General features: G+C 60.9%; 11 protein-coding genes. 6 read left to right on the forward strand and 5 right to left on the reverse strand.

Annotation, left to right across the window (positions count from 1 at the left end):
• Window positions 1-26 precede the first annotated feature (26 nt).
• Genes U1A53_RS25225 through U1A53_RS25235 form a run of 3 tightly spaced genes read right to left on the reverse strand, consistent with a single transcriptional unit; the run spans window position 27 to window position 2847 of the window.
• A complete protein-coding gene (locus U1A53_RS25225; protein WP_322284660.1) occupies window positions 27-1424 on the reverse strand; it encodes an NAD(P)(+) transhydrogenase (Re/Si-specific) subunit beta in 1398 nt (465 codons plus the stop codon).
• Window positions 1425-1431: 7 nt separating this feature from the next.
• Window positions 1432-1680 carry an NAD(P) transhydrogenase subunit alpha gene (locus U1A53_RS25230; protein ID WP_322284661.1) on the reverse strand — a complete coding sequence of 83 codons (249 nt, stop codon included), beginning with the start codon at window positions 1678-1680 and terminating at the stop codon, window positions 1432-1434.
• Between the two features lie 39 nt (window positions 1681-1719).
• The gene (locus tag U1A53_RS25235) at window positions 1720-2847 is read right to left on the reverse strand and encodes a Re/Si-specific NAD(P)(+) transhydrogenase subunit alpha (RefSeq protein WP_322284663.1); all 1128 of its coding nucleotides are present in this window, start codon (window positions 2845-2847) and stop codon (window positions 1720-1722) included.
• A 109-nt stretch (window positions 2848-2956) separates the two neighbouring features.
• On the opposite strand from U1A53_RS25235, the gene U1A53_RS25240 reads away from it, so the two are divergent.
• The gene (locus U1A53_RS25240) at window positions 2957-5218 is read left to right on the forward strand and encodes a PVC-type heme-binding CxxCH protein (RefSeq protein WP_322284664.1); all 2262 of its coding nucleotides are present in this window, start codon (window positions 2957-2959) and stop codon (window positions 5216-5218) included.
• Window position 5219: 1 nt separating this feature from the next.
• Here U1A53_RS25240 and U1A53_RS25245 read toward each other — a convergent pair whose 3' ends face one another.
• On the reverse strand, window positions 5220-6212 hold the full coding sequence (locus U1A53_RS25245) for a GDSL-type esterase/lipase family protein (protein ID WP_322284665.1): 993 nt from the start codon (window positions 6210-6212) through the stop codon (window positions 5220-5222).
• 39 nt (window positions 6213-6251) lie between these two features.
• Window positions 6252-7199 (reverse strand): hypothetical protein, encoded by a 948-nt coding sequence (locus U1A53_RS25250; RefSeq protein ID WP_322284666.1) that lies wholly within the window; start codon window positions 7197-7199, stop codon window positions 6252-6254.
• 112 nt (window positions 7200-7311) lie between these two features.
• On the opposite strand from U1A53_RS25250, the gene U1A53_RS25255 reads away from it, so the two are divergent.
• The 5 genes from U1A53_RS25255 to U1A53_RS25275 are packed head-to-tail and all read left to right on the forward strand — an operon-like array spanning window position 7312 to window position 15361.
• Window positions 7312-10449: a PSD1 and planctomycete cytochrome C domain-containing protein gene (locus tag U1A53_RS25255; RefSeq protein ID WP_322284667.1), complete on the forward strand. Its 3138-nt coding sequence runs from the start codon at window positions 7312-7314 to the stop codon at window positions 10447-10449.
• Window positions 10446-11870, forward strand: coding sequence for a DUF1501 domain-containing protein (locus tag U1A53_RS25260; protein WP_322284668.1), 1425 nt, complete (start codon window positions 10446-10448; stop codon window positions 11868-11870). Before U1A53_RS25255 ends, U1A53_RS25260 begins: the two co-directional genes overlap by 4 nt.
• Before the next feature lie 55 nt (window positions 11871-11925).
• Window positions 11926-12954, forward strand: coding sequence for an L-threonine 3-dehydrogenase (tdh, locus tag U1A53_RS25265; RefSeq protein ID WP_322284669.1), 1029 nt, complete (start codon window positions 11926-11928; stop codon window positions 12952-12954).
• 8 nt (window positions 12955-12962) lie between these two features.
• Window positions 12963-14174, forward strand: a complete 1212-nt coding sequence (locus tag U1A53_RS25270) for a DUF3472 domain-containing protein (RefSeq protein ID WP_322284670.1) — start codon at window positions 12963-12965, stop codon at window positions 14172-14174.
• Complete coding sequence (locus tag U1A53_RS25275; RefSeq protein WP_322284671.1) at window positions 14171-15361, forward strand: glycine C-acetyltransferase; 1191 nt, start codon at window positions 14171-14173, stop codon at window positions 15359-15361. The genes U1A53_RS25270 and U1A53_RS25275 overlap by 4 nt, the downstream gene beginning before the upstream one ends.
• Window positions 15362-15364: the final 3 nt, after the last annotated feature.

A 15364-nucleotide genomic window follows, 5' to 3' on the forward strand; every position in this document is an offset into this window, starting at 1 on the left:
CCGCACAGAGGAGTGTGCGGACCATTTTACCCCGCCTTCACCAGCGTCACCAGCTCCTGCAGCGATGCCTTCGCATCACCAAACAACATGCGGCAATTGTCGCGCAGGAAGAGGGCGTTCTCGATGCCGGCGAAGCCTTTGCCCATGCTGCGCTTCATCACGATCACGGTGCCGGCTTTTTCGGCCTCGATGATCGGCATACCGTAGATCGGGCTGGATTTGTCTTCGCGGGCAGCGGGATTCACCACGTCGTTCGCGCCAATGATGAGGCACACATCGACACGGTCCATCTCGGGATTGATCTCATCCATCTCGATGAGCTGATCATACGGCACGTCGGCCTCGGCGAGCAGCACGTTCATGTGGCCGGGCATGCGTCCGGCGACGGGATGAATCGCGTAGCTGACTTCGACGCCCTTTTTGGCGAGTTCATCAGCAAGCTGCCGCACCTGATGCTGTGCCTGGGCGACGGCGAGTCCATAACCTGGCACGATCACCACACGACTCGCGACACTGAGCAGCATGGCAGCCTCATCGGACTGCACGGGCCTCACGCTGCCGGTTGCGGCGACTGCATCGGCAGACGCCCCATTTACTTTGCCGAAGGCGCTGAACAAAACATTCGTCACGGGCCGGTTCATCGCCTTGCACATCGCCAGCGTCAGCAACGTGCCGGAGGAGCCGACCAGCGTGCCCGCAATGACCATGGCGATGTTGTTGATCGCAAAACCATCCGCCGCGACGGCGAGACCGGTGAACGAGTTCAGCAGTGAAATGACCACCGGCATGTCCGCGCCGCCGATGGGCAGGACCATCAGCACGCCCAAAGCGAGCGCCAGCACGAGAAACAGCACCATGAGCACCATGCTGTGAGAGCCCGCCGCCATCGCAATGGCCAGCAGCACGCTCAGCACAAACAAAACCCCGTTCAGCACCTGCTGCGCGGGATACGTCACCGGCTTGTCGAAGTGTCCTTCGAGCTTGTAGAAAGCGATGATGCTGCCGGACAGCGACACCGCGCCGATCATCGCAGCGCTCAGCATTGCCACGACAAACATCGTGCTCGCCGCCTGTGTCACATGCGCAAACTCAATCGCCGCCACCAGCGCCGCCGCGCCGCCGCCAGCTCCGTTGAACAATGCGACCATCTGCGGCATCGACGTCATTTTGACCCGATAAGCACCCGCCGCGCCGACGATCAGACCGATCACGATGCCAGCAAAGATGAGGAACCATTTCCACAGCGACACGCCCGTGCCGTGCGGGCCCTGCATCAGCGGCAGGACTGCCAGCAACGCGAGCACCATGCCCAGGCCGGCGACGAGATTGCCCTGACGTGCGGTCTTAGGCGACGCGAGCAGCTTGATGCCGACAATGAACAGCACGGAAGCGATGAGGAAGATGAGGGCGGTGATCATGTTCATCGTGGGCTCACTTCTTGCGCTTGAACATCTGCAACATGCGGTCAGTCACCATGAAACCGCCGAACACGTTTGCCGAGCCGAGCACGACGGCGACAAATCCGGCAACGTGCTGAATGAAACCCTCCGCGCTCGCGAGAACCAGCATGCCGCCGAGCAGGATGATGCCGTGAATCGCGTTCGTGCCGGACATCAGCGGCGTATGCAACATGGACGGCACTTTCGAGATCAGCTCGAAGCCGAGGAAGATCGACAGCACAAAGATGAAGAAGATGAGCATTTCCTCGGTCATGACATGTCAGGTGGCAGCGAGTTTTTCGTTCACGATTTTGCCACCATGCGTGACGAGGCAGCTTTTGAGGATGTCGTCGTCGAGGTTCAGCTTGAGCGACTTCGTGTCCTTGTCCCAGAACTCCGTCAGCAAGGCGGTGACGTTCGAGGAAAACATCTGGCTCGCATGAACCGGCACGCGCCCTGCCAGGTTTGAGATGCCAATGATCTTCACACCTTTGCGCTCGGTGATTTGCTCCGGCACCACACCTGCCACATTGCCGCCATTTTCGACGGCCAGATCGACCACGACACTGCCTGGCTTCATCGCGTCGAGCATTTCGCTCGTCAGCAAGATCGGCGCGCGCCGGCCAAACACCTGCGCTGCCGTGATGACCACGTCCGATTCGGCGCAGATGCGCTGCATGCCCTCGCGTTGCAGTTTGATCTGTTCTTCCTTCAGCGGTTTCGCATAACCGTCAGCAGTCTGGCCGGTTTCGCCCACGTCGATCTTCACAAACTTCGCTCCCAGCGATCTCACCTGCTCCTCCACGACCGTCCGCGTATCAAACGCCTCGACCTTCGCACCGAGCCGTTTCGCCGTGGCGATGGCCTGCAAGCCCGCCACGCCTGCGCCGATGATGAAGACCTTCACCGGCTTGATCGTGCCTGCGGGCGTCATCATCATCGGAAAAATCTTTCCTGACTGCCCCGCCGCCGCGATCACCGCCGCGTAACCCGCCAGACTCGCCTGCGACGACAGCACATCCATCTTCTGCGCCCGCGTGCTGCGTGGCACCATTTCCAGGCTGATCGCGCTCACACCACGATCCGCAAGCACCTTAATCAGGTCCGGTGATTGAAAGGGATCGAGCAACGCGATGAACACCGCGCCTTCACGCATCAGGCTCACCTCGTTCAGCGCCGGCTTGCGCACCTGAAGGATGACATCCGCCGCTGCGAGCATCACAGAGCGATCCGTGCGCACCGTCGCCCCCGCCGTCGTGTAATCCGCATCGCTGTGTCCACAGGTGGCGCCCAGTCCTGACTCCACCTCGATCTTCGCTCCCAGCGCCGCCAGTTTGGTCACATGCTCCGGCACAATGGCGGCACGCGTTTCTCCTGGGTGGTTGTCTTTGGGAATGGCGACGGTCATCTGCGGCGTGACACGAACGTTAGCAAGGGCTGCAATCTCGCCAGCATCATTTCATGAGAAATGCACGACTGGCCGTAAGCACCCCCGCCACGCGGCCTGTATTAATGTGATGCATCGCCTCGTCCTGACCTCGCTTCTGCTCGCTGCGGCCACTTTTGCCGAAATCCCCCGCCCTGACGACGCTCCCAAACCTCTCTCCCCTGCGGAAAGCGCGAAGCTTTTCCAACTGCCCACTGGCTACCAGATCCGCCTCCTCGCCAGCGAACCGCTCATCAATGAACCGAGCGGCATCTGCTGGGATGCCAAAGGCCGCTGCTTCGTCTGCGAACTTCACGGCTACAATGTCGAAGGGCAATACGACATCGACGAACTCAACAAATCCGGCCGGCTCGACCTCGAGGTACGCCGCATCCAGGCCAGTGAGGAGGCCAAAAAGAAGGCCGAGGCCGAAACCTACGGCACCGTGAAGCTCCTGCGCGACACCGATGGCGACGGCGTCATGGACAAGGCCATCGTGTGGGCGGATCGCCTGCCTCCGTGCTACGGCATCGCCGCCGCGAATGGCGGCATCATCGTCGCCTGCGCCCCGCACATCGTCTTTCTCAAAGACAGCGACGGCGACGACCAAGCCGACGTGAACGAAAAGCTCTTCACGGGCTTTGGCACCGGCAATCTGGAGCGTGGCATCAATGCACCCACCTGGGGGCCGGACGGCTGGCTCTACTTTGGTCGTGGTTGGGCCGGAGGCGAGATCACCGGACCACATTTGGCGAAGCCCGTCACACTTCCAGCCACCGACTTCCGCATTCGCGCCGATGGCAGTGCCATCGAGCCCGTCAGCGGCAGCACGAAGACGATGGGCATGGCCTTCACTGACAGTGGCGAGCGCTTCACCTGCACCACCACGCATCCCGGCCTCTACGTCACGCCCATCCCATGGCGCTACCTCATGCGAAATCCTGACGCCGCCGCACCTGTGCTCGATTCACCCGCCAGCGATGACACACGCGTCTATCCCATCGCCAAACCGCATCCGTGGCGCACCAAGCGCGAGCAGCATGCCGAATACTTCGCCTTCTACCGCAAGATCAGCCTCAGCGATGCCGCCGCGTCCGGTTACTTCACCAGCGCCTGCGGTCCGCTCGTGTGGCGCGGCCAGTATTTCGTTTGCGAACCCGCGCAAAACCTCATCCACCGCGCCGACATCGTGCGGGACGGCACCCGCCTGCGCCTGCAACGCGTGAAGGGCGAGGAGCAGCGCGAATTCCTCGCCTCACGCGACGCGTGGTTCCATCCCATGAGCCTCGCGCACACGCCCGAAGGCCACATGGCCATCGTCGATTTCTACCGCGAAATAATAGAGGATTACTCCGCCATTCCCCGCCACCTCCAGCAGCAATACGGCGTCATCAACGGCCGTGATCGAGGCCGCATCTGGATTCTCGAAGCGAAGGACAAATGGCAAAAGCCACCACTGAGCGCCACCGAAGCGAAAGTGCTTCAACTCCGCCAGGACGACGACACTTCAGGGCTTCGCCTTGACTTCGGTTTCGCGCCTCAACTTGCCCTCCAGCTCGCTCTGAGTCTCGGGCCTCGCAAAGACGATCTCGCCACTCTCGCGCGAATTTATGGCCATCTCCGCTGGATGGACTCCGCCATCGCCTGCTCGGCCCACAACATCGAAAAAGACCTGCTGCTCTCCCTCGCTTCCGATGTGGGAAAGAGCGAACAAGTCATGGCCAATCTCGCCGGCATCATTGCCGCACGCGGAGACGCCAAAGAGATCACCGAATGCCTCTCCGTCGTCAAAATTGGCAAAGCGCTCGACATTCTCCAACTCGGCCTCGAAGACACGAAGCCCCTCGCGACCAAAACCGAGGTTCCCGCGCCCACAGCGCCCACCGCTGAGCAAAACACCCTATGGGAGAAGCGCGTGCCCGACGTGCTTGCTGCGCTGAAACAGAAACCAAATCTCGAAGAAGGCCGCATGCTGTTCCAAGGCATCTGCGGAGCCTGCCACAAGTCCCACGGCATCGGTTTCGCCGTCGGTCCCGATCTCGACGCCGAGTTCCAACGCGCCCCCGAAGTCATCCTGCGCGACATCCTCTTCCCCAGTGAGGCCGCGCGCCCCGGTTACGAAACCGTGATGGTCAAAACGCAACGCGGCGAGATATTCCTCGGCATCACTGCCTCCGACTCGCCCACCAGCATCACCTTGCGACTCCCCGGCGGCGCCGAACGCACCGTGCTCCGCAAACGGGCCGACATCCGCACGATCCGCAACGTCTCCCTCATGCCCGCCGGCCTCGGCGATGCTCTGAAGCCCGAGCAGATCGCCAACATCATCGCGTTTCTGCGGTCGAGATCGTGAATCACTCCCCCATCAGCTTCTTCACCGTCGGCTCAATCGCCTCGGCCCAGATGCGATAGCCTTTCTCATTCGGATGGAGAAAATCGGGCATGATTTCCTTCGAGATGAGACCTTCAGGCGTGAGGAACTTCGGGCCGATGTCGAGATAGGTGACGTTGTGCCTGCCGTCGAGCTTGGCGATGATGCGGTTGATCTCGGCGATCTTGTCGCGCGCCGGATTGGGCTTCTCGCCACGTGGGAAAACTCCGAGCAGCAGGATTTTCGACTGCGGAAGACGTTTGTTCAGCTCATCCACGATGGAATAGATTCCGAAGGCGATGTTGGACGCGGCACAATCGCCCGTGTTGTTCGTGCCGATCATCATGACGACGAGTTTCGGCGAAATTCCATCCACCGCGCCATGCTGGAGCCGCCAGAGCACGTTTTCGGTCTTGTCCCAACCAAAGCCGAGGTTGCCGACGTTGCGCGGTGCGTAGAATTCGCCCCAGGTCTGCTGTCCGCGCAGCGCGTAGCTGTCGAACTGCTCGCCGCCGAAGAAATGGGTGATGGAATCGCCAATGAAGAGAATCTGCGGCTTCGTGCGCTTCACGGCGGCGCTGGTGAGTTCATGGCGCTTCTGCCAGTCGTAGCTCGGCCAGCTTCGATCCTGCGTGACGGGAACGACGGTGCTGGGCACTGGAACGACGAAGCTGAGACCCGGCCTTATCACCGCCTCGGCCACATCGCTCATGGTTTTGCGGTCTTTGGTAAAAGTCCGCGCTTTGAGTGTTCCACCATGCGGGATCTCGATGACGGCGAGATACGGATTCGACTTCGCGATGGGGTCCGTGCCGTCGAGCGTGTAGAGGATCGTGCTGTCCGCAGCATCGCTTTGCAGCGTCACCTTGCCGCCGGCAGCCTTGTGAATGGCAGGTGGAGCGAGCTTGAGCGACGTTTCGGCGTGAAGGAGGGCGCTGAAGGCAAAAAGCGAGAGAATCAATGGTCGGGTGTTCATGCGCCGACTCATAGCCGCCGCATGCGATTAATCCAGAACTCAAGGCTTCCTCTCAAGCGCTTCGACATCCGCCGCCTCATGCAACGTCTTCATCTCTGCATCGCTTAGCGCACGATTGAAAACCGCCAGTCCGCCAAACTTGCCAATCGTCGCCTCGCCGGTCATCGAACCTACGGCCATGCGAGCACCGACGGTGAAGTCGGACGGCGCGATCTTCGTCTTCGCATGCACAGCCGGGTCGTATTGGAAGATGCCGCGACCGTGGTAGTAGGGGTTCATGCCGCGGTCTTTCCCGTCGGGGCCTTCCTTCGTGAAGTAAGGGTCGTTGCGCTTGTCTTTGACGGCGTCGAGCTTCCGCTCGTCGAGCACGCCATTGATGTAGGCGTGGAGATATTTGGAATCGTAGGTGAAGGCGAGCGTACACCACTCCTCCTCCGGCACCTCGCGCTTTGTGGCCGCATAATCGGCGCACCACGGGAACTTCGTGCCGTCGGCGCGCATCGTAACGCCGCCCTCGGCGCTGATGTGCGGCACAAGCTGGCGATTGCCGCCGTAGGTGGGCATGTTCATCAGCATCGCGTATTGCCGCGTGCCGGTGTCGTCGTTCGCGCCTTTCCCCTCGCTCCACATGCCGGCGATGGTGCGGCTCTTTTTGAGGTCCACGATGCGCACGACGGCAAACATCGAAACCTGCGCGTCTTTGCCGGAGATATTCAAATCGCTCGTCTCGCTGTGCTTGATCTCGAAATACTGGCTGCCATTCAAATCGGCGGCGTAACCGGAAAACGGACCGCCGGTGCTGCGCTTGATCGGGCCGTTCACCTCGCTGAGAGGGTGCTTTTCCTTCGTGCCCTGCGAGACGCGTTTCTGCCCGGCCTCCTCGCCAAACGTCCAGAATCCGACAAGTCCGGGTGTTTTTTCGATGACAGAAGCATCTCCGGCGAAAGCCGATGAAAGCGTGAGGGCGGCAAAAAGGAGCGGGCGCATGAGGAAATCACGATGGCAGACGCTCCAAGGCTTGGGAAGCCGGTTTTTGGACAGCAAAGAGTTCTTCTTCCGGCGGCGTAATGTCTCGGTCGCTTTGCCCATGAAGAATGCCATGCCCCATCCAGTTCCGCGCGTCTTCCTGAGACGAGGGACGCTTGCGCTCGCTTGGCTGGCGCTGCCTGCGCTGGCGGTGGATTATGAGAAGGAGATCAAGCCGTTGCTCAAGGAGCGCTGCTACGCCTGTCACGGCGCTTTGAAGCAGAAGGCCGATCTGCGGCTCGACACCGCCGCCGCCATGCGCAAGGGCGGTGATGGCGGCGACATCCTCGCGGGTGATCATGCGCTGCTGCTCGAACGCGTCACCACCACCGACAAGGACGACCGCATGCCGCCCGAGGGTGAGGGCTCGATGCTCAACACCGAGCAGGTCGCCAAATTCAAAGCCTGGCTCGCCGCCGGAGCACCCGCGCCTGCGAATGAGCAGCCGGAAGCCGATCCGCGCGCGCATTGGGCCTACCAAGTGCCTAAATCGTCCGGCAAATCGATCGATGCGCTGCTTTCAGAACGACTGGCTTCGAAAAAGCTCAAACCTCAGCCCGAAGCCGCGCCGGAAATCTGGCTTCGCCGCGTGTATCTCGACCTCATCGGCCTGCCGCCGACGCCGGAGCAGATCACGGCGTTTTTGAATGACGCCTCCATGCCGGCGCGTCAACGCGTGGTCGATCAACTCCTCGGCACACCGCAATACGGCGAGCGCTGGGCCCGTCACTTCATGGACATCTGGCGCTACTGCGACTGGTATGGCCTCGGCGCGCAGCTTCGCCACAGCCAGAAGCACATCTGGCATTGGCGCGATTGGATCGTGGAATCGCTCAACACGGACAAAGGCTACGACCAGATGATCGTGCAGATGCTAGCCGCCGATGAACTCGCGCCCGAGGACCGTGACAATCTGCGTGCCACCGGCTTCCTCGCCCGCAGTTATTACCTCTTCAACCGCACCACCTGGCTCGATGAAACCATCGAGCACACCTGCCGCGCCTTCCTCGGCCTGACGATGCAGTGCGTGAAGTGCCACGATCACAAATACGATCCCATCGAGCAGGCCGACTACTACCGCATGCGCGCCATCTTCGAGCCGCTGCATGTGCGCCTCGATCCTTGGAAAGGCGAAACCGACTTCGAGAAGAACGGCCTGCCGCGCGTCTATGACCTTCATCTCGACAAACCGACCTTCCGCCATGTGCGTGGTGATGAAAAGAACGAGGACAAGTCGAAGTCGCTGACGCCAGGCATTCCGCAAGTGCTGGAGTTTGCCTCATTGGAGCCTGCGTCAGTCAAACTGCCGCCAGCATCCGCCAAACCGGCTCTGTTGCCCTTTGTGCTCGAAGATCACCTCCGCGCCGCCGAACGCGACATCACCGCCGCGCAAAAGGCTCTCGACAATGCACGACAGGCACTCGCCAAATCACCTCAGCCTGCTGTGAAGCCGGTGACGAAGCCTAAGGTGATCGTCAGCGATGATTTTACCACCGCGAAGCCTGAACAGTGGGAGATCCTCAAAGGCGACTGGAAACATTCAGCCACAGGTGTGCGCCAGTATGAAACCGGAGCCGAACGGCGAGCCCTGCGCCTCAAATCCGCGCCTCCCGCTGACTTCGAGGCCAGCTTGAGCTTCACCATTCGCGGCGGGCAGAAATGGAAATCCGTCGGCATCGCCTTCGACAGCGCGGATGGCGACGATGTGATGGTTTACATGAGCGCCTTCAGCGGCGGATCGAAAATTCAGGTGGCGATCGGCAACGACGGCAAGTCCAGCTATCCACCCGCAGGCTCAGTGGCACGGACGATCTCGCAGGACGTGCGCTACACGCTTGATCTGCGCGTGCGCGGCCCGCTCATCAACGCCAGCATCAATGGCGAGCCGGCACTCGCTTATCGGCTGCCGCAGCAGCGCCGCCAAGGCAGTCTGGCCCTCACCGCCTTCGATGCCGATGTCCAGTTCCACAGCTTCAAGCTCGCCGAACTCGCTGCTGATGCGGTCATGCGTGAGCCCACGGCGGACAAGTCGGTGCCACTCGCCGATGCCAAGGCCGCCGTTGCGCTCGCCGAAAAACAGTTCGCTGCCGCCAAGGCCAAACCCGCGATGATTCGCGCCGTTTTTGCTGCGGATAAGGCCAAACAGGACAAGGCGCTCGCCAAATCCGCCGCCGCCGCCGAAGCAGCATTCAAACTGGCGCAGACCGAGGTCGATCTTGTCAAAGCGGAGGCCGACCCGAAGGCCAAGGACGCTGAGAAGAAGACCAAAGCCGCCCGCGAAGCACTGGAGAAAGCCAAGAAGAAAGTCGCGACTCCAGGCGAGGCTTACACATCGCTGCCTGCGAGTCTGAAAGCCCAGGAAGGCCCGGAAGAAAACAACAACACGACCGTGCAGACCTATCCCGAGAACAGCACGGGCCGCAGACTCGCGTTTGCGAAGTGGATCGCCGACAAACGCAATCCGCTCACCGCGCGCGTGCTGGTGAATCAAGTCTGGATGCGGCACTTCGGCGCGCCGCTCGTGGCGAACATGGATGACTTCGGTCGTCGCTCGCTTGCGCCGCTGCATCAGGACATTCTCGATAAGCTGACGGTCGATTTCATGAACAACGGCTGGAGCTTGAAGCATCTGCATCGCGCCATGGTGCTGTCCGAGCTGTATCGCCGCAGTTCCTCGAATGCCGAGGCCGATGCAGCCACCGTCGCCGCCGATCCCGACAACGCATCCTACTGGCGCATGAACCCGCGTCGCATGGAAAGCCAGCTCGTGCGCGACAGCCTGCTGCATCTCGCCGGGAAGCTCGATCTCACCCTTGGTGGCCCCAGCCTCGATCCCGCAGCGTCTGAAACGAGTCCTCGCCGTTCGCTTTACTTCGTCCAGAACGCCGACACCGAACACCGCTTCCTCGCTGTCTTCGACAACAGCAACGTTCTCGAATGCTACCGCCGCAACGAAAGCGTCGTGCCGCAGCAGGCGCTCGCTTTGACGAACAGCAAGCTCAGTCGCGAATGCGCGGACGCCTTGGCCGCGAAGCTCGGCAAGCTCGATGCGGAGCCTTTTGTGACACAATCCTTTCTCGCCGTGCTCGGTCGTCCGCCAACGGAAACCGAGCGGCTGGCGAGTTTGGAGGGCTTCGCGGCGTTGAAACAGAACCGCAGCCTGTTTTTGCAGGCGCTTATCAATCACAACGACTTCGTCACCCTGCGATGAACTTCAAACATCAGCCGACACCTTTCCTCCGCCGCGACATCCTTGGCGGACTCGGCAGCATCGCGGTCGCGTCCATGCTGAAGGCCGAGGAAGGCTGGCAGCCGCCGAGCGGTCTGCCGGTGATCCCACAGAAGGCGAAGCGCGTAATCTGGCTCTTCATGCGTGGCGGAGTCAGCCACATGGAGAGCTTTGATCCGAAGCCGATGCTGACGAAGTATGCGGGCAAGTCGATCGGCGAGACGCCCTACAAGTCCGTGATGGATCCGGAGAAGCTCAAAAAGGTGCGCGTGGTCGTGGTGAACGACGCCAACGGCAAGCAGCGCACGACGATTTACCCGCTACAAGTCGGCTACAAAAAGTACGGCCAGTGCGGCATCGAGATCAGCGACTGGTTCCCGCACATCGGCTCCTGCGCGGACGAAATCGCCTTCATCCGCAGCATGTGGACGACGGACGACAATCACGGCGCGCAGGTGCAGTTCCACAGCGGTCGTCACATGCTGGAGCCGCGCGTGCCGACGCTCGGCGCGTGGGTGACGTATGGTCTCGGCTCGATGACGGACAATTTGCCGTCGTTCATCAACATGGGACCGCGTTACTTTGATATTCGCGATGGGCACTATCTTGGCCCGGCCTATGACGCGGTGAACATCAAGGTCGATCCAAAGAATCCGCTCACTTTTGCCGCGCCGGAGATTGCCGTCGGCAAACCGGAGCAGGCGGCGCAATTTGATCTCATCCACAAGCTAAACTCGCTCAATGCCGAACAGTATCCCGGCGACAAGACGCTCGCCGCCCGCATGAAGAGCTACCAGCTCGCCTTCAACATGCAGACCGCCGTGCCGGAGACGATGAACCTCGACTCCGAAAGCGCTGAGACGAAAAAGCTTTATGGCATGGACGACAAGGTGACGGAGCCGTTCGCACGCCAGCTCATCGTCGCCCGTCGTCTCGCCGAGCGCGGCGTGCGCTTCATTCAGCTCCAGCATGGCGATGGTGCCGCAGGTGCGTGGGATTCGCACTCCGGCCTGAAGAAAAATCATTCGAACCTCGCACATCAGGTGGACAAGCCGATCTCCGGCCTCCTCAAAGACCTCAAGCAACGCGGCCTGCTGGACGACACGCTCGTCGTCTTCGCCACCGAGTTCGGCCGCACACCCGGTTCGCAAGGCAGCGACGGGCGCGATCATCATCCGTATGGCTTCAGCGTCTGGATGGCCGGCGGTGGCACCAAAGGCGGCACCATCCACGGCAGCACCGACGAACTCGGCTTCCACGCCGTGGAGCATCCGCATTACGTCACCGACGTGCATGCCACGATCCTGCACCTGCTCGGCCTCGATCCGCACCAGTTGGAAATCCCCGGCCGCAAGCGTCTGGAGCGGGACTTTGGGCATGTGATCGGCCAAGTGCTGGCCTGAGCCAAAAAATCTGGTTGCCGATTTATTGGATTCATGTCCAATATACCGACATACCATGAAAGCACTCGTCAAAGCACGCTCGGAGCGCGGACTCTGGCTCCAGGATGTCCCGGAGCCGCAGGTCGGCATCAATGATGTCCTCATCAAGGTCCGCAAGACTGGCATCTGCGGCACCGACCTCCACATTTATAAGTGGGATGCCTGGGCGCAGAAGACCATCCCCGTGCCGATGGTCGTAGGGCATGAGTTCGTCGGCGAGGTCGTCGCCGTTGGCTCGAACGTGAGTGATTTCCATCCTGGCGAGATCGTGAGCGCTGAGGGCCACGTCGTCTGCGGTCGCTGCCGAAACTGTCTCGCCGGACGCCGCCATCTGTGCAAAGACACCGTCGGCATCGGCGTGAATCGCACGGGAGCCTTCGCGGAATACATCAGCGTGCCGATGACCAATGTCTGGCATCATCGCGATGGCGTGGATGAAGAAGTTGCGAGCATTTTTGACCCCTTCGGCAACGCCGTTCACACCGCGCTGGCCTTTGAGTGCATGGGCGAGGACGTGCTCATCACCGGCGCAGGCCCGATTGGCATCATGGCGATTCCTGTCGTGAAGCATGCCGGCGCACGCCACGTCGTCATCACCGATGTGAACGAGTATCGCCTCGATCTCGCCCGCAAGATGGGTGCGACAGTCGCTTTGAACGTTCAAACCGGCTCGCTGGCCGACGTGCAAAAGCAACTCGGCATGAAGGAAGGCTTCGACGTTGGCCTGGAGATGAGCGGCAACGCATCCGCCTTCCGCAGCATGATCGACAGCATGTGCCACGGCGGCAAGATCGCCATGCTAGGCATCCCAAGCGAGCAGATCGCCATCGACTGGAACAAGGTCATCTTCAACATGCTCACCATCCACGGCATCTACGGCCGTGAGATGTATGAGACCTGGTATCAGATGAGCGTCATGCTCGAAAGCGGCGTGAACATCGCCCCCGTCATCACCCACCGCTTTCACTACACCGATTTCGAGCAGGGCTTCGCCGCGATGGAGAGCGGCAACTGTGGAAAAGTCGTGCTCGACTGGACCAACTAACGTTCAACATGAAATACAACCTCCTAGCATTCCTCTTCCTCGCCTCCATCGCGCACGCGGAACTCACCGTCCCCGCCTTCACCGCCTACTCGGAGCCGGATTTTCGCGGCGTTGAGTTTTCGAAGAAACAGGGCCTCACGGGCTGGAAAGACGCGAAACAGCATGTGCTGTGGTTTGGGGAGATCAAAACGGCCGGCAAGCTCACCGCAGCGCTGCGCGTGAAAGGCGATGACGGACGCGATTTGCAGCTCACCGTCGGTGAAGCGAGCCGCGAAGCTACCGTCACGAACGGAACGGCCTCGTTTGGCGAGTTTGAGATCAGGAAAGCAGGCTATGTGAAGTTTGAGCTCACGTCCAAGGCCGACGCCGATGGCAAAGGTCTCATCGAAGCCCTTGTGCTTGATGGCCCGGCGGTGAAAGACGCGCACTTCAACCTCGAACCGCGCCGCAACGCCTCCTCGGTGCATTTGTTCTACCCGACGCCGAAGGATGAGAAGGTCGCGATGTTCTACAACGAGGTCACGGCGGTGGAGGAGCCGCTCTATTCCTTCTACATGGCCTGCGGCTTCTCACGCGGCTACTTCGGCATGCAGATCAATTCGGAGACGGAGCGACGCATCATTTTCTCTGTGTGGGATGCTGGCAAAGGCCAGAGCGCCATTGATCGGTCGAGCGTGGCCGCTGATGATCAAACGCAGCTCATCGCGAAAGGCGAAGGCGTCGAGGCGAGCGTCTTCGGCCACGAGGGCACCGGAGGGCACTCGCACCTCGTTTATCCGTGGAAGACGGGCCAGACACAGAAATTTGTCGTCGCGGTGAAGCCGGAGAAATCGCGCACGACCTACAGCGGCTACTGGTTTCAGCCGGAAAAGCAGAGCTGGATGCTCATCGCAAGCTTCCGTGCGCCCAAGGATGGCAACTTCCTGCGCGGCCTGCATTCCTTCAGTGAGAACTTCGGCGGTCAAAACGGCCACCAGCAGCGCAAGGCGCTCTTTGGCCCGCAATGGATCGCCAACGCCGATGGCAAATGGTTCGAGCTGACCACCGCGACCTTCAGCCACGATGGCACGGGCAAGGCGAACCGCCTCGACCGCTTCATGGGAGTGCAAGACGGCCGCTTCTTCCTCTCGCACGGCGGTTTCATCAAGGGCTTCACCAAGTTCGGCGAGCCTTTCCATCGTCCCGCCACCAATGAACCGCCGACCTTAAAGCTGCCATGAATTCCGCCTTCCAAACTCACCTCGCCACTCAACTCGACGCCATCCGCGCTGCGGGCACTTACAAGCGTGAACGCGTTCTCAGCACGCCGCAGGGCACACTCGTGCGTGCGAACGGCGGCACGGCGGTGCTGAACATGTGCGCGAACAACTACCTCGGCCTCGCCCAGCATCCGAAGGTGCGGCAAGCGGCGCATGAGGCGCTGGAGCATTGGGGTTATGGCCTCGCCAGCGTGCGCTTTATCTGCGGCACGCAGGGCGTTCACAAGGAGCTGGAAGCGAGTTTGAGTGACTTTCTCGGCACGGAGGACACGATTCTCTATGGCTCATGTTTTGATGCCAACGGCGGCTTGTTTGAAACCATCCTCGGCCCCGAGGACGCGATCATCAGCGACGAACTCAACCACGCCTCGATCATCGACGGTGTGCGCTTGTGCAAAGCGCAGCGCTATCGCTACAAAAACTGCGACATGGCCGATCTGGAGGCTCAATTGATCGCCGCTGATGCCAAAGGCGCACGCTTCAAGCTGATCGCCACCGACGGCGTCTTCTCGATGGACGGTTTCATCGCGCCACTGAACACGATCTGCGATCTCGCCGATAAATACAACGCTCTGGTGATGGTCGATGACTCGCACGCCGTCGGTTTCATGGGGGCGCATGGTCGTGGCACGCATGAGCATTGCGATGTCATGGGTCGTATCGACATCCTGACAGGCACGCTCGGCAAAGCCCTCGGCGGAGCCAGCGGCGGCTACACTAGCGGGCCCAAGGAGATCATCGAGCTGCTGCGGCAGCGTTCGCGGCCATATTTGTTCTCGAACACACTCGCGCCGACCATCGCAGGTGCTTCCATCGCCGCGCTGAGTTTGCTCAAGCAATCCACCAAGCTGCGCGACACTCTGGAGGCGAACACTCGCTTCTTCCGCGCCGAAATGACCGTCGCTGGCTTCAACATCGTGCCCGGCGAGCATCCCATCGTGCCCGTCATGCTCGGTGATGCCGCCTTGGCCTCGAAATTCGCCGATGCGATGCTGGAGCGCGGCGTGTATGTTATCGGCTTCAGCTTTCCGGTGGTGCCGCAGGGCAAGGCCCGCATCCGCACGCAGATCAGTGCGGCGCACACGCGGGAGGATTTGGAGAAGGCGGTGAAGGCGTTTGTCGAGGTGAAGCGCGAGCTTGAAGTCTAATCG

It is taken from the genome of Prosthecobacter sp. (assembly GCF_034366625.1).
Classification (GTDB): Bacteria; Verrucomicrobiota; Verrucomicrobiia; order Verrucomicrobiales; family Verrucomicrobiaceae; genus Prosthecobacter.